Source organism: Paraburkholderia sp. UCT70 (genome assembly GCF_050434085.1).
Lineage (GTDB): Bacteria > Pseudomonadota > Gammaproteobacteria > Burkholderiales > Burkholderiaceae > Paraburkholderia > Paraburkholderia tuberum.
On sequence record NZ_JBNPVZ010000003.1, the window covers coordinates 387,376 to 413,274 of the forward strand.

General features: G+C 60.3%; 23 protein-coding genes. 14 read left to right on the forward strand and 9 right to left on the reverse strand.

Annotated elements, in window-relative coordinates; translation table 11 throughout:
- Positions 1 to 95: 95 nt before the first annotated feature.
- Complete coding sequence (locus OKW41_RS19610; protein ID WP_429574344.1) at positions 96 to 860, reverse strand: DUF3047 domain-containing protein; 765 nt, start codon at positions 858 to 860, stop codon at positions 96 to 98.
- A gap of 480 nt (positions 861 to 1,340) precedes the next feature.
- Between OKW41_RS19610 and OKW41_RS19615 the strand changes: the two genes are divergently transcribed.
- The 4 genes from OKW41_RS19615 to OKW41_RS19630 all read left to right on the forward strand — a co-directional run bounded on the left by OKW41_RS19615 (position 1,341) and on the right by OKW41_RS19630 (position 4,750).
- Positions 1,341 to 1,883, forward strand: coding sequence for a phasin family protein (locus OKW41_RS19615; RefSeq protein ID WP_429573670.1), 543 nt, complete (start codon positions 1,341 to 1,343; stop codon positions 1,881 to 1,883).
- A gap of 109 nt (positions 1,884 to 1,992) precedes the next feature.
- A complete protein-coding gene (locus OKW41_RS19620; RefSeq protein WP_429573671.1) occupies positions 1,993 to 2,190 on the forward strand; it encodes a hypothetical protein in 198 nt (65 codons plus the stop codon).
- 336 nt (positions 2,191 to 2,526) lie between these two features.
- Entirely contained in the window at positions 2,527 to 3,552 is a 1,026-nt protein-coding gene (locus tag OKW41_RS19625; RefSeq protein ID WP_429573672.1) for a lysylphosphatidylglycerol synthase domain-containing protein, read from the forward strand.
- Positions 3,527 to 4,750 (forward strand): polysaccharide pyruvyl transferase family protein, encoded by a 1,224-nt coding sequence (locus tag OKW41_RS19630; RefSeq protein WP_429573673.1) that lies wholly within the window; start codon positions 3,527 to 3,529, stop codon positions 4,748 to 4,750. Before OKW41_RS19625 ends, OKW41_RS19630 begins: the two co-directional genes overlap by 26 nt.
- An 86-nt stretch (positions 4,751 to 4,836) precedes the next feature.
- On the opposite strand, the gene OKW41_RS19635 is transcribed toward OKW41_RS19630, so the two are convergent.
- The 3 genes from OKW41_RS19635 to OKW41_RS19645 all read right to left on the reverse strand — a co-directional run bounded on the left by OKW41_RS19635 (position 4,837) and on the right by OKW41_RS19645 (position 6,907).
- The gene (locus OKW41_RS19635; RefSeq protein ID WP_429574345.1) at positions 4,837 to 5,424 is read right to left on the reverse strand and encodes a BPSL1445 family SYLF domain-containing lipoprotein; all 588 of its coding nucleotides are present in this window, start codon (positions 5,422 to 5,424) and stop codon (positions 4,837 to 4,839) included.
- Positions 5,425 to 5,788: 364 nt separating this feature from the next.
- Positions 5,789 to 6,505, reverse strand: coding sequence for a transposase (locus tag OKW41_RS19640; RefSeq protein WP_429573674.1), 717 nt, complete (start codon positions 6,503 to 6,505; stop codon positions 5,789 to 5,791).
- Between the two features lie 237 nt (positions 6,506 to 6,742).
- A complete protein-coding gene (locus OKW41_RS19645) occupies positions 6,743 to 6,907 on the reverse strand; it encodes a hypothetical protein (RefSeq protein ID WP_167368794.1) in 165 nt (54 codons plus the stop codon).
- Between the two features lie 488 nt (positions 6,908 to 7,395).
- Here OKW41_RS19645 and OKW41_RS19650 point away from each other — a divergent pair, with 488 nt between their 5' ends.
- Together OKW41_RS19650 and OKW41_RS19655 are read left to right on the forward strand one after the other, a co-directional pair.
- Entirely contained in the window at positions 7,396 to 8,439 is a 1,044-nt protein-coding gene (locus OKW41_RS19650) for an AraC family transcriptional regulator (protein ID WP_429573675.1), read from the forward strand.
- Positions 8,440 to 8,667: 228 nt separating this feature from the next.
- Positions 8,668 to 9,600: a hypothetical protein gene (locus OKW41_RS19655; protein WP_429573676.1), complete on the forward strand. Its 933-nt coding sequence runs from the start codon at positions 8,668 to 8,670 to the stop codon at positions 9,598 to 9,600.
- A gap of 59 nt (positions 9,601 to 9,659) precedes the next feature.
- Here OKW41_RS19655 and OKW41_RS19660 read toward each other — a convergent pair whose 3' ends face one another.
- Positions 9,660 to 10,247, reverse strand: coding sequence for a glutathione binding-like protein (locus tag OKW41_RS19660; protein ID WP_429573677.1), 588 nt, complete (start codon positions 10,245 to 10,247; stop codon positions 9,660 to 9,662).
- 295 nt (positions 10,248 to 10,542) lie between these two features.
- Here OKW41_RS19660 and OKW41_RS19665 point away from each other — a divergent pair, with 295 nt between their 5' ends.
- Complete coding sequence (locus OKW41_RS19665; RefSeq protein ID WP_429573678.1) at positions 10,543 to 13,296, forward strand: UPF0182 family protein; 2,754 nt, start codon at positions 10,543 to 10,545, stop codon at positions 13,294 to 13,296.
- A 12-nt stretch (positions 13,297 to 13,308) separates the two neighbouring features.
- On the opposite strand, the gene OKW41_RS19670 is transcribed toward OKW41_RS19665, so the two are convergent.
- Positions 13,309 to 13,770, reverse strand: coding sequence for a hypothetical protein (locus OKW41_RS19670; RefSeq protein ID WP_429448356.1), 462 nt, complete (start codon positions 13,768 to 13,770; stop codon positions 13,309 to 13,311).
- 183 nt (positions 13,771 to 13,953) lie between these two features.
- Positions 13,954 to 14,376: an ACT domain-containing protein gene (locus OKW41_RS19675; RefSeq protein WP_429573679.1), complete on the reverse strand. Its 423-nt coding sequence runs from the start codon at positions 14,374 to 14,376 to the stop codon at positions 13,954 to 13,956.
- Between the two features lie 163 nt (positions 14,377 to 14,539).
- Between OKW41_RS19675 and OKW41_RS19680 the strand changes: the two genes are divergently transcribed.
- The 3 genes from OKW41_RS19680 to OKW41_RS19690 all read left to right on the forward strand — a co-directional run bounded on the left by OKW41_RS19680 (position 14,540) and on the right by OKW41_RS19690 (position 16,583).
- Positions 14,540 to 14,749 (forward strand): hypothetical protein, encoded by a 210-nt coding sequence (locus OKW41_RS19680; RefSeq protein WP_429573680.1) that lies wholly within the window; start codon positions 14,540 to 14,542, stop codon positions 14,747 to 14,749.
- A gap of 241 nt (positions 14,750 to 14,990) precedes the next feature.
- Complete coding sequence (locus OKW41_RS19685; protein ID WP_184039521.1) at positions 14,991 to 15,896, forward strand: S1C family serine protease; 906 nt, start codon at positions 14,991 to 14,993, stop codon at positions 15,894 to 15,896.
- Positions 15,897 to 15,914: 18 nt separating this feature from the next.
- Positions 15,915 to 16,583: a LuxR C-terminal-related transcriptional regulator gene (locus OKW41_RS19690; RefSeq protein ID WP_429573681.1), complete on the forward strand. Its 669-nt coding sequence runs from the start codon at positions 15,915 to 15,917 to the stop codon at positions 16,581 to 16,583.
- 336 nt (positions 16,584 to 16,919) lie between these two features.
- Here OKW41_RS19690 and OKW41_RS19695 read toward each other — a convergent pair whose 3' ends face one another.
- Both OKW41_RS19695 and OKW41_RS19700 read right to left on the reverse strand, forming a co-directional pair.
- Positions 16,920 to 19,664 carry an autotransporter outer membrane beta-barrel domain-containing protein gene (locus tag OKW41_RS19695; RefSeq protein ID WP_429573682.1) on the reverse strand — a complete coding sequence of 915 codons (2,745 nt, stop codon included), beginning with the start codon at positions 19,662 to 19,664 and terminating at the stop codon, positions 16,920 to 16,922.
- A 662-nt stretch (positions 19,665 to 20,326) separates the two neighbouring features.
- A complete protein-coding gene (locus OKW41_RS19700) occupies positions 20,327 to 20,611 on the reverse strand; it encodes a CGNR zinc finger domain-containing protein (protein ID WP_429573683.1) in 285 nt (94 codons plus the stop codon).
- Positions 20,612 to 20,924: 313 nt separating this feature from the next.
- Between OKW41_RS19700 and OKW41_RS19705 the strand changes: the two genes are divergently transcribed.
- The 4 genes from OKW41_RS19705 (at position 20,925) to OKW41_RS19720 (ending at position 25,827) form a co-directional block, all read left to right on the forward strand.
- Positions 20,925 to 21,329, forward strand: a complete 405-nt coding sequence (locus tag OKW41_RS19705) for a hypothetical protein (protein ID WP_429448347.1) — start codon at positions 20,925 to 20,927, stop codon at positions 21,327 to 21,329.
- 431 nt (positions 21,330 to 21,760) lie between these two features.
- Positions 21,761 to 23,500 (forward strand): serine hydrolase, encoded by a 1,740-nt coding sequence (locus OKW41_RS19710; protein ID WP_429573684.1) that lies wholly within the window; start codon positions 21,761 to 21,763, stop codon positions 23,498 to 23,500.
- 105 nt (positions 23,501 to 23,605) lie between these two features.
- Positions 23,606 to 24,178, forward strand: a complete 573-nt coding sequence (locus OKW41_RS19715) for a GNAT family N-acetyltransferase (protein WP_429573685.1) — start codon at positions 23,606 to 23,608, stop codon at positions 24,176 to 24,178.
- Positions 24,179 to 24,474: 296 nt separating this feature from the next.
- Positions 24,475 to 25,827, forward strand: coding sequence for a serine hydrolase (locus OKW41_RS19720; RefSeq protein ID WP_429573686.1), 1,353 nt, complete (start codon positions 24,475 to 24,477; stop codon positions 25,825 to 25,827).
- The last annotated feature ends 72 nt before the right edge of the window (positions 25,828 to 25,899 follow it).

Sequence of the window (25,899 nt, forward strand, 5' to 3'; positions counted from 1 at the left end):
GGCAAGGCGCGTCATCTCCGCTTACGAAAGCGCGCGGGACACTCAGCCGGCCACGCCGCGCCGACGGGCTCGATCAACTCGATGGCACCCGGTTATCAAGGCCCGGGAAGGAACTGGACGTCTCCGTACCAGGCGTGTGTCGTGGCACCGGTATTGTCGGTATCGGTCAGCAGCCCTGTGATTCGTCCTGGCGGTTCGTGAAAGACCCGCTCATAGTCTTGCACGATATTGCGGCGCAGGCTTTGCCACTGACCCGCATCGCCAGGCAGACCGGAGACCACGATCATCTGTACGCGGTTCGTGCGAGGGTTGGCAATGACGGTACCCGGCGCGGCGGTGGTCGACCACACGTACATCAACGTGGCATAGGGCAGATGTTCGCCACTCAGTTGCTTGGCCAGTCCCATCTTCGCCCGGTCGAAAAGCGACAGCTTGCTCTTGTCTCCGGCAAACATGAACACCAGCCGCGCTGGCGCGTCTTCCTTCGACGCCAGGCGGTTATCGGCGCCTTCGATCGGTCTATCCGCTTTCCAGCGCCATGCCACGACGGGTGTGCGAGCGAGGTCGATATCACCCTCGTGCATCAGCGCGGAAGCAGAGCGGTTCGCGTCCGCCTGCAGCACAGTGGTGTGGTCGTCGTGAACGAGCGTGTATTGCGTGATGGGCTTGCCGCGCACGACCGGCAGGTTCTTCCAGCCCGCGGGCAGCGATGCGCCGGGCTCGATCGAGGAAAAGGCGATACCGGGCTTTTCGTCCTGGGCAAGGATGGGTGGCGACAACAAAAGAAGCGCGACGCATGCGGCGATCCAGGCTGACGGGGCTGTTCGTTTTTGCGCTCGACGGCGCGAGGGAAGATGCATGGAAGATCGCATTCGTATTTTGGATAGCGTCATTGTAATGGGCTCCTCTGGCGACATTTCAGCGGAGCTTTCACGCCGACGGTTGAGGTTCTGTTTGCTGCGTCGTAGCGTTTGCATGGCGAGGATGGCAACGCGCCGCGCGGTATTCCCGTCACGTCGTGCGGCGCGCGAAGGGGTCGCTATCAATGACCATGGTCGCCGCCACTCATGAAGTGACCACCGCCCCAGCCGCCGCCGCGACCCCAGTCGAGGCATGCGCTCGAGTCCCTCGCGTGTAGCCCACACATCACAGTGTCAATTTCCCACATATTGGGGAAACTCCCTGGCTGGTAAAAATCGTAATCCGACTTAACGAAGTTAGAATTGCTGCTCTAAGACGGCTTCAGACCGTCTGCCTGGCCAACGGCCCGGTGTGGGAACGACCTTCACGAATCGCAGTGGCAGCGATCGCCGTGCCCGCGAGAACCTGAGAGATATTCCGTGAGCAGCCCAAAACAGATGCCATTTACCCTATCCGTTCCGACCGACGTGTCGCAACTGCCCAACCAGTTCCTCGCCGGTTATTGCGCGCTGATACGGCTGAACGTGGATACGTGCAGATCCGCAGTCACGGGTGCCGCGCTGCACTGGGAAAGCGTATTGCGCGCCCAGACGCCTGAACAGTTCATCAGACGTCAAGCGGATGTGATGCCTTGGCTCACCCTGCAGTTCGCCGGATACACCCGCGGCTGGATGGACATCGCGTCTGAAACAATCAGACCGTGCCACGCCGGCGACGATCACGACGACGGACGTGAGCTCCACGAGGACACCATGCCCGCTGGCCTGCCGGCCTGCGCAACGGGCGTCGACGCGATGACGCGCGCGGCCGTGGCGCCGGAAGTGCAGCCGGACGGCGAGTCCGTTGCCGAGGCACAGGTGGGAGAAATGGTCCGCGCCTTTCTCGAGCGCGTCGAAAAGGCGACGCCTGACACGGCGGAACGACGAGGTCCGCCTCGCGCACGTCGCTCGTCAACCCGATAGGCGACAGGCTTCCACCAATATCCTGCCGGGTCCGGTATTCGCGTGCTGCCGATGCAGCCGTGGCCGGATCTGGTCGCCCGTTCTTCGTTCCCGCCGTGAGGTAAACGACATGTTGAGCCCGCACGAAGTGGCCACGTTGTTGCTGTTGAAGGATGCGCCTGAACGAATTGATTCGGATCGGGCAGAGCTTGGCGCGCTCCGCGATCTGCAGTTGATTGCGAATGAGCCAGCTGGGCCGGGCTTCCGGTTACCTCGCGTGACGCCGCGCGGCGACGCCGTGCTGCGTGCGTTCGCACGGGTCCGCTGACCGGTGCGCAGACAACGTATCTGACGACCTATACACGTTGGGTGGGCCGCCTTCGCCGTCGCTCGGCAATCGTGTGCACGAACAGCTTCGCCGGTGACTGTCGCTGAGCACCGCAGCGCGCAGCGGGGACTTCGTCACGGTCGCTAATCACACACCATTCTCCCCGCGCGGGGAACGAGTTATGCGACACCTCGAATAGAGGCCGGAGGTGCGATATGCCAGATTCTCGGTGAAAAGTTATCGGGAGAGTCCGCAGCTGCGGCTCAATCTCCGAAGTGGACGCAAAAGTCTATTGCTGCCGCTTCAAAGCGACTGACACTACGCTCGCGCCAGCTTATGAAATATCTCGCCCGGGCTGCCGCACTTGCTGGCCTGGCCATCGCGGTCTGGCTCGTCTGGCACGTCGACGCGCAGAAGGTGCTCGGTTTGATGCGCGCGGCCGGCGCCGGGCTCGCGCTTGCAGGGATGGTCCACGTTCTGCCGATGCTCGCCAACGCAAGGAATTGGCAAATGCTGATGCGCGGCGCGATACGCCCGAAGCTGTTCGCGGTACTGCGTCTCGTCTGGATTCGGGAGTCCGTGAACGGCATGTTGCCCGTTGCCCGAGTGGGCGGTGAAGTCGTGACGTTTCGCATGATGCGCAAATGGGGCATGGAGCCTGCCCCAGCCATGGCGAGCCTCGTCGTCGACCTCCAGCTCACGCTCATCAGCGAAATGCTGTTCGCCATCGCGGCCATCGGCTATCTGATCGCCCATGCCGGCTCCAGGGCGTTGCACCTCGCAGCCAGGCTCGGAGGCGGCATCGCCATTCTGGCGGTTCTGCTCCTGGCGTTTTCGTTCGTGCAGCGAGCGAGTCCGTTCGCGCGGCTCACGAAACTTTTCAATCGCATCACGAGCGGCAAGTTCCGCTCGCTCGTCGGCGAGTCGGTGCACATCGATCAATCGATCAGTGACCTCTGGCATCGGCCCGGCGTCATCATCCGTTACCTGCTCATCTGGCAATCACTCCAATGCATCGCGACGGCGCTCGAGCTATGGCTCGCGCTCTATTTTCTGTCGGCAAAAGCAGGTTTCCTGCAGGCAGTCGTACTCGAGTCGCTCATCCAGGCGCTCAGTAGCGTCGCGTTCTTTGTGCCTGGCGCACTCGGCGTTCAGGAAGGTGGATTTCTGCTGATCGGCACGGTGCTTGGTTTCCATCCGCAGCTTTGCCTCGCGCTCGCGGGTGCGCGCCGTATTCGTGACATCATCGTCTTTCTGCCTGGACTCATCGCCTGGCAGGTGGAGGAGTGGCGCGACCAGCGGCGAGTTCGTACCGAGGGAGGTCGGGGCCCGAATCATGACGCGAGACACAGGAAAACATGATGCGGTCGTGGTGTTCGGCGCCTTCGATCGCCACAACCTGGGTGACCTGCTGTTCCCTCACGTCGTCGCAAAACTGCTTGCGTGCGACGACGTGATCTTCGCCGGGCTCGCGAAGCGCGACCTGCGCGTCCATGGCGGCCACGCTGTTCAGGCGCTCGCGCAACTGGCCGCCGAACGCGGCAAGGACCGTGTGCATATCGTGCACGCAGGCGGCGAGATCCTGACTTGCGGCGACTGGGAGGCGGCGGTGATGCTGCTGCCGTGGGACCAGGCACAGAAGGTCGTCGCGCGACTTGAAACGCACAACGACGAGCGACGCGCGTGGGCACGTGCGCTGACGGGTCTCGATGCGCTTGCCCCCTACATGACGTCTCGCGAGATGTTTCCCTGTGCGTCGAGCGTCACCTATCAAGCGGCCGGCGGCGTCGATGTGGAGCGACTGGATCCCGGGATGCGAGCAGAAGTCCTGTCGAAGCTCGCGCAAGCCGACGACGTCAGCGTGCGTGACATCCACACCCAGAACGGGCTCGCCGCAGCAGGCATTCTCGCGCGGCTGGTGCCGGATCCGGCGGTGATGGTGACGGAGCTGTTCGGCGCGAACATTCGTGCGTGCAAGGAACGAAGCGGCGTGGCGGATTTGCAAAGCGCGTTTCCCGACGGGTATGTCGCCGTGCAGTTCAGTGCGGATTTCGGCGACGACGGAACGCTCGGTGTGCTTGCGCGCGAGCTCGATCGCGTGTCGAACGAGAGCGGGCTTGGTATTGTTTTCTTTCGAGCGGGTGCGGCGCCCTGGCATGACGATATGGCCTGCTACGAGCGGATTGCGGCACGGATGAAGGTCTCACGTACGCAACTCTTCCGTTCGCTGGAGATATGGGACATCTGCGCACTGATCGCAGATGCCAGGGCCTACGCGGGAAGCAGCCTGCACGGACGGATCGTCGCGCTGGCGTTCGGCTTGCCGCGGGTGAACTTCTTCCATCCGGCGCGCGCGAACGACACGACGAAACAGTCCGCGTTTGCCGCGACGTGGGAGCCAGCGTGCGTGCCGGGCAGCGTCGGGATCGAGGCACTTTCGCAGGCAATGCTCCATGCCCTGACGATCGACCGGACGTTGCTGTGGCGGACGGCCACACACCTCACCGCTCGCTATCGCGAGGGATTCGCGCAGACGCGAGCGGCAATGTGTTCTGCGTGAAATGCAGGGCCTCGCGCGACGAGCGGTGTCGGCGCGGTCGCGTAATCTCGCGAAGCCCTATCAGACAAACCCTGCTAGCAATGTCGTCAGATTTTCAGTCGGGAAACCTTTGTGCCGGCAAGTGACACGTCACCCATCAGACCTGCATTTGTCAGCACGATCGCCTGGACGGGTTCAGTGGCCGTTGTCGTATCGATCGTTCCGTTTGCTCCGACCTTCACGAGCGCGACCGAACCTTCGCCACCGACCGACCAACCGTTGGATTTGCGAAAGCTGTCGAGCGCGTGCTGCGTCATGAACAGAAAGATCATGGCCTTCGACTGTCCACCTGCCTGCAAGCCGAATGACCCCGAGATCGTCTTGAAGTAGCCAACCGATTTCCCGCCCACCCGCAGAGCGCCTTCACCGTATTGGCCGCCCGCGATGAAGCCAACCTTGATCACGGACGGGAACACGAGTACGCCGTTCGCCTTGTCGACGAGTTCTCTTGAACCTTTGACCGTCTCGAACAGCCGCGACAGGGTCTCGTTGACCTCGGCATCGATTACCTGCCGCTTCGATGCGTTGGACTCGCCGGCAACGGCGTCATTCATCGTCGCCGCAGACCCGCTCAGCGCAACACCCGCGACCGCCAGAACCGCGGCACCTGTTTGTAAGAAGTTTCTTCTGCGCATGGTTGCCTCCATCGTGGTTCATGGTCGAACCCGTGATGCTGCAATTGTTGAACGACCCAAAGAAACGTGCATTCAGTCACCATTTGATCGTAGAAGATGACCGCGCTATTGTATGTAAGGGGCAGCACTGGTTTTGCGTTGACCTGCGTCGATTCGCGCAATCTGCGAATCGACGTAGCCGGCATGCATGAAGTAAGTACGCAGAAGATGAAGTGTCGTAGCCGCTTGTCTGGAACGTCTCGTGGAAGACGCTGATGTATGCGCTGGTCGCGCCCGGAATTCATCATCTGGAGCGGCACTTCAAAGAAGTGCGCCCGCAGCATCTCTCAAACAAGCAAGGTTTCCTCGCTTGTTTTTCCTTTGCTTAGTCCACGTGTACGAGCGAGCGTGTGGTGCGAACCGTGGACGGCCGGTCGCGCAGCAGCAGTGGCATGAAGCGCCGATTGGCTGTCTGCGCCGCCCATTCGCAATACGCGGGGCTGCCGAGCACCCAGCCGTTGAGCGTCGACTGCATCAGGTTATTGATCTCGCGTTCGTCAACAGGCTGTGCGCCCAGATCGCGATAAGCCTGGTGGCGCTCGAACGGCGTATTGCCGAGCGCCCGGTACAGTGGATGGTCCCTGATGAACCTATCGACACGCAGCCCGATGTGGTGCGCGCAGCTCGACCACGGGTAGTTTCCCGGCTCGGCCGCCAGGCCATTGCGCACCGGCGCCTGATCGATGACCTGGCTCGCGAGCAGGAAATACCGGTCGGGCTCAATCAGGGTCGCCCGGTACTCGCCACGCCATACCGCACCGCGGCGTCCATGGCGGCGGTTGAAGGTCTCGGCATAGCGACGGCCAACCGCCTGCATTGCCATGGCGACGCTCGACTCGTACGAAGGCGTGACGAGGAACTGTACCGCATGAGGCATGAGCACCCACGCATGGACCGCCAGATCGGCGACGCGCGCTGCGTCTGCCACGCAGGCGAGGAAGTACAGGTAGTCTCCTTCGTCCATGAAAGCGGGCCCCGCGAGTCCTTGCAAGATAACGTGCTGCGGTTGATCGGGGACGTAGTGCCGTGCAAGCCGTGCCATGCTGAATTAACCGGAGATCCGATGTGAGAAAGCGGTCCGACAGATATCGGACGCGGGACCGTGTGAAACGTGCTAGAGGAAATTCTATCGATCATGTTCGTGCATTTGCATCACGAACAGGCCTTTTTTATGGCCTCTGTTCGTCGATTTGCCGATCGCAGCCAGTGTCTCTTATGCCAATGCTGAATTGCAGCGCCGCGCTCGGAAGTTCATCGACGAACGCTTCGCATCGCAGCTCTATCCCTTGTCGAACAGACTTGAAACACGCGAGATCGTTTTCGCGGTCAGAACCAGCAATGCACCAGCGATGCTGTAATCGACGTGATGCATAACGTCGGCCAGATAGAAAACGGATAGCGCAATGATCGGGTGGTACATCGCACGGCTTATCAGACGTTTCATCGGTGTCTCACGCTACTGTGTTTGCGCGAAGCGGTCAGTTGCTGTACTTGAACCGATTCGTGCAAGTTGGGTGATGCGCCAGGTTTCCAGAGTCCGAGGAAGGCTTGTTTGCGAAGTACGGATGACGCCGATCCGTGATGTTCCTTCCTGTCACGAACTCTGCCCGCGGCAAGCCATGGCCGTCCTGTCCGTGCGTCGATCTTTCTTGACCGATCGTCCATTTCGTGCCGATGCTTCGCGGGCGCAGTGCGGGCGTCCACAAAGATCGTCCTGTCATCCTGACGAAGCGCCCGTTCCGTGGTGCGCTTTTTGCCAGACGCGAGTATTCAACGGACCCGCAAAGCGTTTCATAAGCCTCGCGAAAAACGTCAGTAAGGGAATTGTCATCAAGTGAGGTTGCGGGTATAACATGGAGCCCTTGGCCATCCTGAAGAATGAACGGCGGCCAGGTTTCTCGCCCGGGAAATCGCATTTCACGCGAGCTATCCATGGATGCAGTCTCTGATGTTCTGCGCGCTGTTCGTCTGAGCGGCGCCGTGTTTCTGAACGGGACATTCACCGCGCCGTGGTGTCTGATCGGTCGCACCGATGCATCGCTCTGCGGCGCTTACTTGCCGCCTTCCGAGCGCGTCGTTTCTTATCATCTGATCATGGAGGGGAGTTGCTGGACGAAGCTGGCCGACGATCCCGGTTCGGCGATTCACGTCCATGCCGGCGAACTGATCGTGGTGCCTCAGGGTGAAACGCACATCATCGGCAGCGCGATCGATATTTCCCCTGTGCCGTCGGACTCGCTACTGGCGGGGCAGATGGCGACAGCACCCGGTGAAGTGATGACGCTGTCCTATGGCGGCGGGGGCGCTGTGACGCGCATCGTGTGCGGCTTTCTGGCCTGCGACGATACTTTGAACAATCCGCTGCTCTCATCGCTGCCGCGACTGTTCAAGATCGACATGCGCCAGGATCCGCGTGCGGCATGGCTCGAGTCGTCTCTCGAACTTGCTGCCGCTGAAGCGGCCGACTCGCGCGCGGGCGGCACGATCGTGCTTGCCAGGCTATCGGAACTGCTGTTTGTCGAAGCAATCCGTAGCTGTATTGAAGCGCTACCTGATAACCAGACCGGGTGGCTCGCCGGCGTGCGTGACCGCTACGTTGGACGCGCGCTCTCGCTGCTTCATGCGCAGGCGGCGCATGCGTGGACCGTCGAGGAACTTGCGCGCAAAGTGGGCCTGTCGCGTTCCGCGTTGGCGCAACGCTTTACCGATCTTCTGGGGCAGCCGCCCATGCAATACCTCGCGAAATGGCGCATGCAGATTGCGGCGCACGAACTTCTGATCGGTAGCAAGCCGCTCAACGCTGTTGCGGAACAGATTGGCTATGAGTCGGAAGCCGCATTCAGTCGCGCGTTCAGACGCGAATTCGGCATGCCGCCGGCTGGCTGGCGCAAGAGCAAAGGAAAGTCGAACGGCGTGGCCACATCAGCGCAGCACGCGCAACCTGCGCGTGGCGTTGCCGCACTGGGGGATCAGTGATGCCTGCCGTGACGCGCCGCGCTGTCTCTACCCACTCAATTGTCGACCTGTGCGACCAACGTGACGAAACGGCGTTTCAGTCATATCGTCCGGCGACTCGATCATAGAACTTCAAGACTCCCAATCGTAAATTGAGCGTGCCGGAAAGCCAGATCATTCGACTGGCTCTGCCCGGTGAATCGACACTCAACGCTAGACCGCGTGGCGGTCCATATTGGGAGAACTTCCATGAACGCAATATTGCGGCTGTCCGATCGCGATCGCTACGCCCGATGCATTCGCGCTTCGAAGATGGTCAATTGGGACATCGACCGTGACGTGATTGGAGGCCGTACCTTCGACATGTCCCAGAAGTATTTGCCGGACGGACTCTCGCTGGTGCCGGATTTCATCATGCTCTCGGAGGCTGAGAAGCGGTTCGTCAGCCAGATTCAGGGGCGCACATACGCGAACGTGTTCGGGCTCGTCGAGCGCTTCATTAACGCCAAGGTGTTGGAAGTGAGCCGCGACTACTGGCTCGGCGATCAGGTGGCACTCGAAGCGCTCGTGCGTTTCAGCGACGAAGAGCTTAAACACCAGGCGCTGTTTCGCCGCATCGAAAAAATGATCGGCGAAACGCTGCCCGCGGGTTACCGCTTCGACGTCGATCCCGATGCGCTTGCCGCCGTGGTCCTCGGCAAGAGCACCTGGGCGGTGCTGGCCATGACGCTGCATATTGAACTCTTCTCGCAAATTCACTACCGCCAGAGCATTCATCCTGACGATCAGTTATCCGAGCTGTTCAAGGATGTATTTCTGTACCACTGGAAGGAAGAAAGTCAGCACGCCATTCTCGATGAGCTGGAATGGAAGCGGCACGACGCTACGCTGACAGATGCGGCGCGCGACAACGCGGTCAACGAGTTCATCGAACTGATGATTGCGATCGATGGCATTTTGCGCGGGCAGGCGACAGCGGACTCGCGGTATTTCATCGCGAACTGCGGGCGTGCCGTCGTCGAGGCAGAAGCCATGTCGATCGAAGCCAATTTCCACCATGCTTACCGGTGGCAGTACCTCCATTCCGGTATGCATCACCCCCATTTCGCGGAAGTGCTCGATCGGCTCGTCTCCGAAGAGCAGGGGATGCGTATCCGGGCCGCACTCGCCACACTGCATTGAGCGAGCCCGAACGCGCACGAATCATCCAGCTAAAGGTGCGCGCGGCGAGGATCTGCGTTTCACCAGTCGAGTCCCTCGTGCTTCATGGCAAGCTGGACGGCCGGACGCGCGCGCATCAGTTCGGCAAAGTTTCGCAATTTCTCCGGCACTTCGATGCCTACCTTTTTGGCCCAGAGCAGCATCGTGAACAGATAGGCGTCCGCCACACCCGCTTCGCTGCCGAACAGGTATTCGCCCTTGAACATGGTGGCGATCAACTGGAAGCGTTGACCGAGCTTCTCGCGCGCTGCCGTTGCTTCAGCATCCGAAGTGGGTTTGAAAACACGGCCGAACTGTTTGTGGATTTCCGTCGAAATGAACGCGAGCATCTCGAGCAGGCGCAGGCTGCCGGGTTCGCTATTCGGCGCAAGGGCGGGCTTGCGCTGTGCGACCCACGAAAGAATCGCGATATTCTCGGTAAGCCGTTGACCATCATCCATTTCGAGGGTTGGGACGTAACTCTTTGGATTGATCCGATTGAACTGCTCCCCAGTCTCGGTCTCCTTGGACTTGAGGTCGACGCGAATCCTTTCGAAAGTGAGATCGGCCTCATGCATTGCGATATGGTCGGCGAGGCTGCAGGCACCAGGCGAATAGTAGAGCTTCATGATAGGGGTCCCTTTTCGTGAGATGAACTGAACCGTTTCAACGCAGCAAAGGGCGTGCCGCCGCCGTCGACACCTGGAACGAGAGTTCGACGTCGAGCGTCGATTGCGATGGATGAACTTTGGCATAATTGCCGCATCGCTGCGCCGGGCACGGTCCGTTTTGACTCGCGCCACATCCACAAGGGTCTTTCGTCAGGGTTCGCGGATCGGCTTCAGATAGCTTGAATTAATGTAGCCATCCGAACCCGGATCGCAATCGCAGCAGGGCAGGGCGACGGCCAGCACAGGAGAGACCATGCGGTCGGAAGTGAAGTCCGGCGTGCGCCTGAGACGTTATGCAATCACGGTGACGGCCGTCATCGTCGGCCTGCTTGTCGTCGGACGCATCACCGGCATCCTGGTCAACTGGCTGTGGCTCTCTTCGATCGGCTATGGTGGCGTTTTCTGGACCATCCTTTCCGCGAGAGCGCTGCTGTTTGCCGCGGTGTTCGCAGTCTCGGCGTGCGCGATATGGCTGTCTGGGATTTTGGCGCATCGTTACGCGAGGCGCGTCGATATCTTGCGAGCGCAAACAGCTGATCCATCGGGTCCGACGGAAGTTGCCGTTGAACTGTCTGAACTGATCGCGCCGCACGTTCCCTGGCGCTCCAGTATTGCCTGCGCCGCGGTCGTCTTGGGGTTGGTTATTGCCGCTAGCGAAGTCTCGAGCTGGGACCTCGCGCTTCGCTTCATTTATCAGGTCCCTGTTGGCGAACGCGATCCGATCTTTGACAGGGATATCGGCTTTTATCTGTTCTCGCTCCCCGCGTATGTCGCACTCAAGAACTGGCTGCTGCAGCTAATCTTCTGGAGCGCGATCGTGGCAGGTACTGTCTACGGGCTGCGCGGTGACATCGCGCTGGAGCGGCCACCACGCACGCTCTCGGCCGCCCCCATCACTCATGGTTCGGCACTGCTCGGTTTGTTCTTTGCGGTGAAGGCCTGGGCGTGGTGGCTCGACCGCTTTCTGCTGCTCTATGGCGACAACGGCGTCGTGGTCGGCGCCAGCTATACCGATGTCCACGTCGAGTTGCCGGTCCTGTGGATGCTTGTCGGCCTTGCCGCGGCCTCATCCGTTGCCCTTTGGATCAACATGCGCCGACGGAGCCATCTGCAACCCGTCGTTCTCGCGCTGCTCGTATTCGGCAGTTCGTTTGTATTCGCTGTGATCTATCCATCGCTGTTTCAGCGCTTCTATGTCAAACCGAGCGAGCTGAAACTGGAAACACCCTATATCGAGCACACTATCGCGCTAACGCGACAGGCTTACGGCCTCGCAAAGATTGAGGTTAAACCGTTTGAGGCCGAGCAGGGACTGACTCTCGACTCGCTGCAGGCCAATCGGGCGACCATCGACAACATCCGGCTATGGGATGTGCAACCGCTGATGGATACCTATGCACAGTTGCAGGAGATCAGGACTTACTACAAATTTATTTCGGTGGACATCGACCGCTATCAGCTTGACGCCGGATACAGACAGGTAATGCTGTCGGCGCGTGAGCTGGAACCGGCGATGCTTCAGACCAACGCCCAAACCTGGGTGAACCTGCACCTTATCTTTACTCACGGCATCGGCGTCGTGATGTCGCCAGTCACCGAGAAATCGACCGAAGGCTTACCGTTTTTCTATCTGCACGATATTCCGCCAGTCTCCAACGGCGGCCCGGCCATTCGCGAACCACGTCTTTATTTCAGCGAAGGCCGGCAGGACTACGTCATCGTGAACGGCAACGTAGCTGAGTTCGACTTTCCCCAACGGCCGACTAACGCCTACACGACGTATAGCGGGCGCGATGGCGTCAGCATCGGCAGTGTGGCGCGCCGCAGTCTGTTCGCCTGGCAGCTCGACGATCCGAACATCCTGCTGAGCGGCTATATCACAGACCAGAGCCGGATCCTGCTTCATCGCAACATTCAGGACCGCGTGCGTACGATCGCGCCATTCCTGACTCTCGACCATGACCCCTATGTCGTCGCAAGCAATGGGCGCCTGTTCTGGATCCAGGACGCCTACACCGTCAGTCAGTGGTTTCCTTACTCCCGGCCGGGTTTCGGGGACGGCGCCAACTACATCCGAAACGCGGTCAAGGTCGTGGTCGACGCGTATAACGGCACGGTCGATTTCTACGTCAGCGATCCCGCCGATCCGCTCCTGCGCGCATACGAGCGCATCTTCCCGGGTTTGTTCAAGCCTTTGGACGTGATGCCACCGGAGCTGCGAAAGCATATCCGCTATCCCGAAGATCTGTTCCTGATCCAGGCGCAGCTCTACCGCGCCTATCACATGGATGCGCCGGAGGTCTTCTACAACCGCGAGGATCTGTGGCAGTTTCCCCAGGAGCTGGTCGGAATGGATGGCGGAAGCACCGCCAGCACGATGCCGCCGTATTACACGATCATGCGACTCCCCGGCGACGCACGCGCCGAGTTCATCCTCATGCTGCCGATGGTGCCGAGCCAGCGGGAGAACATGATTGCCTGGCTGGCGGCGCGTTGCGATCCGCCCGGCTACGGCAAGCTCATCGTGTACACCTTTCCCAAGGACAAGCTGATCTATGGGCCGTTTCAGATCGAAGCGCGGATTCAGCAGAATACCGAGATCTCGCAGCAGATCTCGCTGTGGAACCAGATGGGCTCACGCGTCATTCGCGGTCATCTCGTGGTCGTGCCGATCGAGAACTCGATCCTCTATATTTCGCCGCTCTATTTGCGCGCGGCGTCCGGTCAGTTGCCGGAGTTGAAGCGGGTGATTGCCGCGTATGGGGACCGTGTGGTGATGGAGAACACTCTGGATGAGGCGCTGGCGGCGCTTTTCAGTGAGACCGCACAAGCGGCATCGCCAGCCCGAGGCACAGTGGACGCTCGCGCGAGAGAGGCACTTGTCCACTATGACCGCGCCATCGAGAGACTGAAGGCGGGAGACTGGAGCGGCTTCGGCGCGGAACTGGACACCCTCCGGCCGTTGCTCGAGGCACTCGGCGCTGGCCGCTCCGATGATCGGAAGTGACCAACGGGACAATCAATGCGGCTCGCCGAGGCAAGCGTCGGCAACATCGACGATCGGCTCGCTGTCGGCGTGAGCTTGAGGAAACCGATCAACGCACTTGATCTGAACGTAGGTCCACCACGTTCCCGGTGGATCGTGACCCAGCCACAACACAGTGGCTGCGACCTTGGTTCGCAGCCCCCATTGGCGCCAGTCAGCACCTGTTGGCGAAAAGTTTCCGTGAATGTCCTTGTACAGGTTACGGTCCAACCCGTATCGCCTCAGATAGGGCGGGTTGATGCGCTCCTCGGGCGTAGCCGGCTCCCCTTGTGCGATGCCCGCTTGTGCCAGGGCCGCGTCCCGGCGGAAATCGCTCACGGCATGGCCGACCACCAACAGCTCGAACAGCAATCCCCCGCCAACTGCCATGCAAGTCGCGATAATGCAAAGCGAGAGCGCCCAAAGCACCCGCCTTCTGGTCGTCGGTGTCTTCATCACTGTCGACCTCCTACCGGCATCCGGATTCGCCGCCATGCCCGGCGCTGCGTTCGCCATTCAAATGGCCGCTCGGCTTTGTCGCAACGGAATTCAGATGGTCGACGGCAGTCGTATCAGACAGAGCGGCCCCCTTGCCTCGTCAGCAAGAGCCAAGCCGGTTCGCGGTCCGGTACGGGTACTTCAGGCCCTTTGTAGAAGGTCAATCGCCTTTTCGGCATCGTCCAAGGAGTCGACCGCGAGATACGCAATGAACTGCGTGCCAAGTACAGCGGCCGAGACGCCGCGAAGGTTGATCCCCCCATCCGCCAATATCTGGGTCAATTGCGCGATGATGCCCAACTGGTCCAGACCCATTACACGGATGGAGTGAAGGCTCGGGCTGACGCTGAACCCCGCCTGTGTGGCGGCACGGATCGCACTGTCTCCCTGTAGCGGAGCGACAAACACGACTCCCTTACCCGATGCCTCTGGCGTTCGACGTGCCACGACGAACTGCAAGTCGACACCAGCATCCCGCAAGACGCTTAAAACTTTCGCAAGACCTCCCGGTTTGTCGTCGATGGGCGCTGCCCACACCTCGACACGTTCCACGCTCAGTTCCATGGCAATCCCTCCCGGCACGGACCTCATTAGAAAAATCTACTTCACGAACGGCACGCGGGCAAGGACTGTCGGAATATGCGCCGGTCGGCGATCCGCGTCCAACTTGCTGCTACTGAGCATCTGTATCAAGATCAAGTCGCCTCATGACAAACAGGCGACTCTCATGACAGACGATCCCGAAGGCGATCCTGCTCCCGATCCCGACAAACTGAAAGGCCCAGGCGGCATGAGTTTGAGGCAGATCCACGAACAGGTTCAGAAGTCCGTCCAGCGCGACCGCGATGCGCAGACTGCGCGCCACGCACCCGCTCCACCGCAAAGCCGCTGGCAGCGGTGGGTTCGCTATGTATGGGGCCGTAGCGGGCGGCGCTAACCGCAGTGTGATCAGGGACGTGCTGGTCGCAGACCAGACTCGTTGCATCGTGAAGTCCGCGCTGCATCCACCCGGCTACCCATTTGGGTGGTGTGCGCCCCCCGTCGTTCTGTCATTGTGAACCCGTCGTCATAACGCTAGCTGGACAGGCGAGCAAACGTCGACGCGAAGCACTGGCAGGTCGCACGCAATTGACAGGGGGCTTGAAATGGAAACCACATCCTCGAGCGGAAATCCTTTGATGGATCTCTCGGACAATCTGGCGGACATCGTCGCGCGAGTCGGGCGGAGTGTCGTCGCAGTACACGGCCGACATCGCATGCCGTCGAGTGGCGTAATCTGGCGACGTGGCGTCGTCGTGACGGCTGCACACACGCTCAGGCGTGAGGACGGCATCGAAGTCACATTGACCGACGGCCGTACGGTCGCCGCAGTCCTCGCGGGCCTGGATCTGGGGTCCGACGTCGGCGTGCTGAAACTGGACGGCGTGGACCTCGACCCGATCGGTTCCGGCGACGCCCACTCACTGAAGCCGGGTCATCTTGCGCTCGCCGTCGCACGTGCGGACGATTCCGGCGTCAGCGCTGATTTTGGCGTGATCGGCAGCATAGGTGGTCCTTGGCGGACGTGGAAAGGCGGACAACTCGATGCGTTCGTGCGACTGGACGGCGGTCTGCGCCCGGGTTTCTCCGGGGCGGCCCTCGCGGACATGCGCGGGCAGGTCATCGGCATCTGCACCTCGGCACTGATGCGCGGCGCCGGCATCGTGATTCCGGGGATGACCGTGGAGCGCGTCACCGATGAACTGTTGGCTAAAGGGCGCGTCTCGCGGGGCTACCTTGGTGTCGGCACGCAGCGGGTCGGCCTGCTGGACGCCTGGGTCAATAAAATGAACCTGTCGTTCAGCAGTGGATTGCTGATCAATTCGCTTGCGCCGGGCGGCCCTGCGGAGCAGGCGGGCGTGCTGATAGGCGATGTACTGATCGAACTGGACGGCAAGCCTTGCCGCGACATGGGTGACGTAAGTGCGGCGCTGGGCTCCGCAAGCATTGGGCAGCAGTTGCACATCGCCTTGATCCGAGGCGGCGAACGGCACGCGTGTTCGGTAACGGTGGGCGAACGGCCCCAACGGAATTCGTGCAGGTGACGTCCGGGAAGCGACCAAATGTCGGATGGACAGACGATACGGAGGGCACCTTTACGGGTCGTAGTGATTGCGGCATCGTGGCAAGAGCGCGCAAGCCTGCAAGCGCTTGTCGAGGCGAACCTGGCACTTGAGTTCCTGGGTAGCGCGCCCGACGCCGAAAAGCTCGTCGATTGCCTCGCCGGATCGGTGCCGGATGTGGTCGTCACCGACATCGCGCCGGAGGCGAGCGATGCGCTCAAGACGCTACTCGAACTCTCGCCCGTGTCGCCGTCGCTCGTCCTGTTGAGCGACGACCCGGACGGCGACTGTATCCTCGATGCGTTGCCGGCCGATGCGGTGGCTATCCTGCCGCGCAACGCGGTGCCAGCTGAAATCGTCGTGTCCATCGAAGCCGTCGCCGCTGGCCTTTGCGTGCTGACGCCCGACATCCTCGCAAGGCTACTGGCCGAAACAAGACCGTCGCGCCAGAAGGAATCCGGCGAACCGTTCGAAGCCTTGACGTTACGAGAGATCGAAGTGCTGGCGATGCTCGCCGACGGACTCGGCAACAAGGAGATCGCGCGGCACCTCGACATCTCGGACAACACGGTGAAATTCCACCTCTCGTCAATCTTCGGCAAACTCGGTGCGACCAACCGCACCGAAGCGGTGATGCTCGGCATGCGGCACGGATTCATCATGGTGTAGACAAGCTCGCGTTTTTCTACCCACGACACTAGACGACGTCATGCTCGAACGTTTTCCACCAACGTGGCAATACCATAGACCACGCTGTGGCAGAAGCCAGCCCAGTTTCTGCCGTTCGATCAAAGACACAAACAACGGCCGCTTTGAATACTGGAACGGCCGTTAGCTGACGTGGCCTTTTGCACCGTTGCTCTGGTCGCGGCAGTGCTTGCTGCTGAATGGTTTTATCGTCACACTCCATGCTGCGGGAACGTTGCAGCGACGCAATTTCGCGCAGCATTGGCAAGCGATCGAATAAGCAAAAGGCCCTGACTACGCCGTTCCGCACCGCGATGCCTACCAGCTGTAGCGCACGCCGAGATCTCCGACGACGCCGTTGCGGCGGACGTTGCTGTCTCCACTCACGGCAAACTGATAGCCGAGCTGGCCGTACAGGCTCAAACGCTCCTTGATCTTCGCGGTGACACCGCCGGCGAACTCCACGCGCGTGGCCTGCACGTTCAGTGGCACCGGGTCGGTGCCGAAGGCCGTGCTCGCCTGCGCGCCCCAGTCCCGCCACAGGTTGGCCCGCACGTACGGCTGCCATACGGCACCGTTGCTGCCCTCGATGGTCCACTGCCCTCGCAGGCCGAGCCGCCCGGTGGCGCCCGAAGTCGAGCCCAGCGCAACCGGCCCCAGGCCGTCGTTCTCATCGCTGAACGATACGTGCTGCCAGATGATCTGCGCCTGCGGCTCGAGCACGAAGCCAGGCCCTAGCGGCAACGGCACCGGATAGCCCCCTTCAAGCGAGGTCACAAACCCCGAGCCGCGCAGCGGCAGGCTGGCGTACTGCGTACCCGCGTTGCCGTCGTAGTACGTGCCCTGCAGCACCGCATCGAGATACCAGCCGCTCGGGCCATAATGCGTCCAGTAGCCACCGCCCGAATACGCATTCAGGTGCATCGAACCGGTGTGCTCAAGGACGTAGCCGGTGGCCGCCGCGTTGGTGACGAGACCGTCGACGTCGACATTGCCATAGCCATAGGCGAAGTACACGCCGGCGGTGTCGCGATGGCCCGGCCAGATGCTGCCGCGCCACAGGTCGAGGCCAGTCTGCAGCCCCCCGACCCAACCGCTCGCACGTGGATCGGCGAACGCCTGATAGTGGTTATCGACCTGCTGACCGAACACACGGCCCCAGGCGGACTGCGCCCAGCCCGAACCGTCCGTGCCGCCACCGGCAGCCGTAAGCGTGTCGCCGATGCGCTCATGCAGCGTGCCGAGCATCGTCAGGCCCATCTGGCGGGCGATGGGCTGGACGACGCCGTAGGTCGCGAGCTCCGGTCCAATGATGGGCCACACGCCCGGCGGTGAAGGTTGAGGCGGCGGTTCGGTGCCGACGTTCTCCTCCGGCCCCGGCGGTTGAGGTGGTCCAGGTGGTCCTGGAGGCTCGGGTGGTGGGCCAGGTGGCGGTGGCGGGGGCACGATGAAGGACGACCGCAGGAACCAGCTGGTGGGGTCCGTACCGTTGCGGCCCCCCGGGTACAGGCGATAATCGAACAGGCCCGCGCGCAGCTCCGGGTTATCAAGGTCAAAGACACCGGGTGTCGCCGCGGTTGCTTGCTGCACTACGAGGATGCCGTTCCCCGGGGTCGACGCGCCCGGTCCACCGACATTGTTGACGAAAATACTCGTGGTGCCTGAGGCCGAGCCAGTAATCAACTTATCGGACGCAGAGCCGTCGCCGCCAAGAAAACTGTTGAGCACGAGGTGGCCGCCACTAGCGGAGTAGCTACCGTTGACGGTCAGCGTCGTGGCTGGACTGGATTCACCCGCAATTGCCGGGAGCACGACCGTGCCCGCGTTCGAAAGGCTGGGGAGCGTCTGGTTGAAGCTTTGCAGGGCGAGCGTTCCGCCAGGATTGACCACGGTCGCGGAATTCGGACTGAAGACATCGACCGCGCCCGCTGCAAGCGTGCCGCCCGTCACCGTTGTCACACCGCTGTAACTGTTGGCTGCATTCGTAATGAACGTGCCGCTGCCGATCTTGGTCAGCCCGCCCGCGCCGGTGAAGGCCGAGGTGGTATCGGTGGCGACCGTGAAGCCTTGACTGTCGATGCTCAGGCCGCCCGCCATGATGTTGAGTTCTGTGCCGGAAAAGGCAGTGAGGAAGCCTGAATTGTTCGTCAGCGCACGCAAGGTGCCGTCGTTGAAATTAAGCTGTGCATTGCCCTTCTGGACGATGGTGCATCCCTGCTGGCCGATGCGAACCGGATCGCAACCGGCTGTCAGGAACGTCGTCGCCACTGTGCCGCCGCCATTCACATTGACGGTGCCCGTGCTGTTGGCCAGAACTGCGACGTCCATTCCGCCGTTGGCCGTAGTCAGTCCGCCATTGATGATGTTCAGAGTGCCCACCCCCGCCCAGCCGACACTGATCTGAGGGCCGCTGGTATAAGTGGCCCCGCCGCCAGTGCCGTTTACCGTCACCGTACCCACGGAGTTGGAAAGCCAGCCGATCTGATCGGCGGTGGCAAAGGGGCCCCCCGTGATATTGAGCGCTCCGCCGCTGGTGATCGCGATGAAGCCCGTGCCGCCGGTGGTGTCGGGCGGTCCGTTGACGCCGGAACCAACGCGCAGAAATGCTGCGTTGACTGTCCCGCTGTTCTCGATGGTGAGATTGCCCATCCCCCCGTTCTGACCGAGCTCCAGATTGCTGGCGTTGGCCGGCGAACTCGTAAAAGTCGACCCCGGACCGTTCACGATCACCGTGGCCATGTTTCCGGCACCCACGCCCCATATGTTTCTGGCGACGGACCCGGTGTTGGATGTGACGCTTGCGCCGCCTTCGATGGTGAGACTGCCGTTTGCGCCGTTGCCGACGCCAACGGCCGCGGGCACCTGGACGGGGCCCGTGATGGTCGAGGTAGACGGCAATTGCGCCGTGGGGGTCACGTTGCCCGTGGTCGTTATTGACTGTGCATGAGCGAGATCGGCAGCGCCGGTAGCGCCCAGGGCAGCCAGAAGGGGGAAAACTACAAGCCGGAACGTTGTTAGAGCGCTTTTCGGTGCGCCTTCGTCTGACGCGTCGGGGTTTGCCATCCCGACCCGCATTATCTTAGCCGGGTGATACGGGAAGTTGTCGAAGGCAGACGGCGGTGCGCCTGACCTGAATGCCTTGCTGCCCAATGTGGTCGGACGCTGAAATGGAAATGATTGGTTCGGCGACGCTGCCGCGGCAATCGGACCGCGTTGCATGAGTTGGCGGAACTTGCCGTGCCAGCAATCTGCATAGGGCCTGGACCGTGACGCCGTGCTCGGTCAGCGATGGCCAGGATTGCGCCGCTTTCGTGCATCCCTCTATCTGCATTGCGTGCCCCCTCTAGAGATTGACACGGCAAGTATTGAAGTCGCGGAAGCAAGCCGCTTGCGCTTGCTTCTGTTGTTGTAGTACCGAATGATCAGACAAGCCAATGAAATTGGCTGCGCGCGCCAGCAGTATTCAACGCTTGGCGCAGCTCCAGGTCCGCTAAGAGCTGTCCCCGGACGCTTGAATGTCATTGCGCGATATAGCTTGAATGACCGGATGTGGCCGATCCCGGAAATCGAGCGGCCTCCGGTGATCGTCGGCCGCACCGCCGCGTCGAACTTCCGTAGGCGACCCACAAGGGACGGTCAACTTTCCGCGAAGCGGACATTCAAAATGATTGATGTGGTCTGCCAGACGAGGTGCCGAGTAACGACCATCAGTCGGAAGCATCGCATCAGGTAGCGTTGGCCTTCGTTGCTTCACGGGCGCGATACGCCGCGACTTTCGCAATTGTCCCGCACGCCCGTCCGTCTGGACCACCTTTTGTCATACTGCACCAGCGTTTGCTGCCGTTGCGTGTGTGATCGTCTTCAGACGTGCCCACTCGCCCGACGCAATGGCATTTGTCACTACGGCTACGATATAACCGACAAAGCTCGCTTCCGACGATTCGATAATCAACTTCATAGCGCCACCTATCCATCGGGTTTTCACACGTAGTGCAGCGCTGTTGAACCATTCATTCAGTGCGTCGTTACTGGAACCTTCTCCTTGGCATGCACTGCGCAGATCAGCACGTCCGTTGCAGCCTGACCGGAGTGTCGGCTCGCGATAGGCACTGGTGCGGAAACGCCTTCCGCCACACTTCGGGCGCACGAGCCAATGCGGGCAGTGCGTCTGTTTCTTCACGCGTGTCGTTTGGAATCGACCAGGTGTTGATGAACCGTCGCACGGCTTCAAGCTCTCCCGGTGCAGTCTGGTTGTGATCCGGCATAGGTCCGCACGCGGCATCTGCAGTCTATGTTGTGAACGGCGTAATCGGACTTACATTCATGCTGTCCGCGAAACGCTGGCTGGTCCGGATAAATCCAGCGACCTCGACCATGTATGCGTACCTGGCTGCCGCAATTGCCTTCACAAGCGTGGCTGTATTCGACAGTCTCGGTTGGTTCCTTTTATTTATCGCCGGATACACGATCATCGAAACAATCATGCTCCCGGCACTGGAAACCATGATCGCATCGTTGGCTATCGACGGAAGTCAAGGAACGTTTTTTGGCGCGCTGAGTGCCGCAGGGGCACTAGGTGGCGCCGCTGGTTACTACACCGGCAGTTGGCTCATCTTGAACGGAACATCGCTCGAAACATGGTCGACATTCGGCGGCGCTGGGGCAATCGGATTCGCAGCGTCCGCTCTGATACTTCCGGGAATTCCGCGCCGAGTGTCGCTAGAGTAGACACGCGGCAGTGATACGGTCACCTCCGCAGAGAGCATTCATTTGAGTGACAAGCCTGAGTACCTCTTCATGGCCGGGCGCCCCTCATGCAGTGCGCATACGCCGTTTGAACCTCGCAAGGCTGCGACCGCTAGCACGCGACTCTGAACGGCCTTTCGAATTGCATATAGCGGCCCTTCAATATTCACCGAGGCCAATTTCACGCGCGGCCTTGACCGCGAAGCGGGCAATCACCCTGAATCGTCATTCAGGCGACTTTGTGCGCCATTCCGTTGCTGCTTTATTTTTCTCGCTAGAATCACCGGCTGCCAACCGCTTCGTCACGCTGCTCCCGATACATTCGGCTTTTCTAACAATCCACTTTTGATTAGAAGGAAGACTCTATGTCAAGCGATTCGAGCAAACTGGATTTGGGGGATTTCGGGAGGTATATGGAAACTCTCGTGCGTGACTGGCACGTGCCGGGAGTCGGTGTGAGTATTGTCAGGAATGACGAGGTCGAGATGACGCAGGGGTACGGCCATCGTGACGTTGCGAACGCGCGGCCATTTACTTCCTCGACACTGTTTCCAATCGCGTCGAATACGAAGCTCTTTACCGCTGTCGCCGCAGGTTTGCTGGTTGAACGCGGCCTGCTGAGTTTCGATGAACCGATTCGTAATGCAGTACCCAGTCTGCGGTTTTATGATCAATCACTTGATGCGGCAGTCACATTACGCGACATGCTCGGGCACAAAACCGGGGTGCCGCGTTACGACATGATCTGGTACGAATCGGATTACTCGACGAAAGATCTTTTTGATCGCATCCGGTTCATGAAGCCGATTGCTCCGATGCGCTCGCGGCTCATCTACAACAACATGATGTACGAAGCGGTCGGTCATATCATCGAGCTGATAAGCGGTAAGCCATGGGAACAATTCATCAGCGACGAGATTCTGGTGCCCCTTGGTATGCACCGAACCTTGTTCACGTATGGCGACGCAAAAGCCGACGACCAGGGAGACTACGCGTTACCTTTCTCTGAACGACGCGACAGTATTGAATTTTGGCAACCACCTGCGCCGAAAGATGACGAGTGCAGTCCGGCGGGCAGCATCGTCTCCAGCCTGGAGGACATCGCGCGCTGGTCGATCATGCTGATGAACGACGGACGGATCGACGGCAAGCAAGTCATACCCGAGAGCGTTCTAAAAGCGACGCTCGCTCTCGGCTTGCCGTGGCCAACCGAAATGAGTGACGTGTTCGGCTTTAAAACCGATCTTAACGGCATCTACGGCATGGGACGCATGACGGCCGCGTTTCGGGGTCATCTGTTGACGAGTCATGGCGGCACGCTGCGTGCGTTTCATTCGCAGGTGTCATATTTGCCGGAAGAGAAGATCGGTGTTTCTGTATTCGTGATAGGCGACCATTGCGCCCCGCTAAGCAACGCAATCGGCTTCGATATCTATAGTCGCGCGCTTGGCCTCAAAGAGACCGACTGGACGGCGCGCCTGCTCGACTTTCGCAAGAAGGCAAAGGCGACAATGCGCGAGGCCCGAGAACGGGCCGTGCCACGTGCGGTTCCGAACACACAGCCGTCGCACAACTTAGCGGATTACGCCGGCTCGTACGAGCACCCGGCGTATGGAACGTTGGATATCACAACTGACGGCACGCAACTCCAGTTCGCATTCCGTCAGGTCAAGCTGCCCCTTAACCATTTCCATTACGACCGCTTCGACACGGCTAATGACGAGACGAATGGCGCGTGGTCGGTTTCGTTCCTCACGAGCATGCTCGGCGATATAGATCGCGCGGCGATACGGCTTGATCAGGCGGAAGCGGTGTTCGTTCGCCTGCCAACGCGACCCGATGCGGACGTCCTTGCAAGACTTGTCGGCACGTACGAAACGCCTCTTGGCAGGAAGGTCGGTGTCAAGCTGAGTCGAGACAACGATATTGCATTGTTTCATCCGGGCGAACCGGCCGATGTCCTAAAGCCATTCAAAGGCCTGCAATTTCGCAGCAGCGATTTCCCGGACATCACGTTTGAATTCGTTCTCGATGAGGACGGTCGTGCGAAAGCGCTTCACCACTGGAATGCACATGTCGAGTTGGAGTGGCCGCGCATCGACGACTCCATCCCCGCTGACGCGCTCGAAAGCGACGGGCTGCTCAAGAGTTAGCCTGGCGTTCCCGGCAGACGGCTGTGGGTACAGCTAACTGCCCAGACACGTCGCCTGCCCACGTGCTTTAATAGAACCATCCTTTCCCGATGCACCGCCTTCGTCATGACAACCTTTGAACCGGTCACATTGACTACCACGCGTCTCATTCTGCGGCCGCTGCGTCATGAGGACGCGCAAGGGCTGTTTGCGATCTGGTCAGATCCTGAGGCAATGCGCTATTTTCCGTTTGGAGCAATGACATCGCTAGACCAGGCAATGGATCGCGTCTCACGCAAATTGAAGACGTCAGCCGACGGCCAGGATTTCATCTGCGTAGTTGAATTGCGGGCGACCCGTGAAGTGCTCGGCGACTGCGCTCTCTTTAATGCGAACGAGCAATGCCGGCGCGCGGAGATAGGCTTTAGTCTGAAACGCAAGCATTGGGGAAACGGATTTATGCGAGAGGCGGCTTCTGCGCTAATCGAGCATGGTTTCGGCACGCTGAATTTACACCGGATTGAAGCGGATATCGACCCACGGAATTCAGCCTCGGCGCGTCTTCTCGAGCGGCTCGGGTTTATCCGTGAAGGGTTGTTGCGTGATCGTTGGATAGTTGGCGACGAGGTGTCAGATAGCGCGTTGTATGGCCTGCTTGAACGTGATCGTCTGGCCTATATAGACACTAACCGCCGCTAGACCGATGAACTTGCCACTGTCCCTTGAGAGGCTGAACTCTCCAGGACGGCGCAGATTCACTTCGGAGTGTCGACTTACCGGAATTGCCTTACCACTACTGCAATCTTTGGTGCGATGGTGGCCACGCGACAAACGGGAGCGGCGCACCGCCCCCAACTCGCCCCTTATCCATTTTTCGTTGCGTAGCCCAAGCGAATGAAAGTGAGGTTTTGTCTTCCATTTGACGACCACGTGGACGCAAGCTGCCACCTACTTCAGTTCCGACGTGATTAATCCGACCTACACAGAGGAGCCCCATGCCATCGAAAGATCCCCTTACACCCAGTACTCGCTTTCTCGATGACAACGCAATCCGACGCATCCTTTCGGACCGGATCGATACCCGCCGCGAAGGCGTGGGAATCGTCGTTGGAATGGTGGGCGACGGCGAGCGGCGCGTTGTCGGCTATGGCCGATTCGATCAGAACGACGCCCGTATCCCCGACCAGCACACTGCGTTCGAAATTGGATCAGTGACGAAAGTGTATACCGCGATCCTGCTCGCGGACATGATCGCGAGTGGCGAAGTCTCGCTTGATGAGCCAGTTCAGCGTCTTTTGCCCGGCAATCCGGCCGTACCAGAACGCAACGGCAGGACTATCACTCTACATGACCTTGCGACGCATACATCCGCGTTGCCCCGTCACCCCGACAACATGGCCGGAAACGGTTCACCCGACCCGTTCTCGGGTTACACGATCGATCTTCTTTACGCGTTCCTGGCCCGCTACGAACTGACCCGTGACATCGGCTCGGAGTTCGAGTATTCGAACCTCGGCGTTGGCCTGCTGGGCTATGCGCTTGCATGTCGGGCAGGAACGGATTACGAAACCGTGCTGAGGGCTCGCATCCTCACACCGCTGCAAGTGGCGAGTACGGCCATCGCACTACCTGACGAGATTGAAAGGAGGTGCATCCCTGGTCACGACCTCGACCTGCGTTTCGCGCAGCGGATGGATCTCGGTCAGGTGTTTGGAGCGGCAGGGGCGTTGGTGTCCACGGTAGGTGATCAACTGCAATTTCTCGACGCCGTGATGGGTCATCGGCCGTCCGCACTCGATAAAGCAATTGGCAATACGCTCGACGTACGTCGGCAGCTTGGAGACCAGGTCATTCCACTTTGTTGGGGAATGGGCGTCGGCAGCACAGATGGCGAACCAGAATGGTTCGGCCATACCGGAGGAACACTGGGGTGCCGGTCGTTCATCGGGTTTGATCGTCGCGCATCACGAGGCGTCGTGGTGTTGGCGAACGCGGCGTTCGACGTCGGCGACATTGGCTTGCATCTCTTGAAACCCGAAAAACCCCTACGGCAACCGGTCAAGATTCGAAACGAGATCGACGTCGATCCCGTCCGCTTGCAATCCTATGCAGGGCGTTTCTGGCTGCGTCCGGACTTCATCCTGACGATGACGGTCGATAAGGGACAACTTTTCACCCAAGGTACCGGGCAACCGAGAATCGCGCTGTATCCCGAGGCCGAACACCGATTTTTTGCGAAGTTGATTGACGCGCAGATCACCTTCGAAATGGACGATCAAGGGATCGCCGAAAAGCTGACGCTGCATCAGAACGGGTACGATCTGGTCGCGCGCAAAATGGATTCTTGATGACGCGAATTCCTAGTATCGCTATTGACTCGATTGTCGGCACAACATGACGATTTTCAACGACTGCGATGT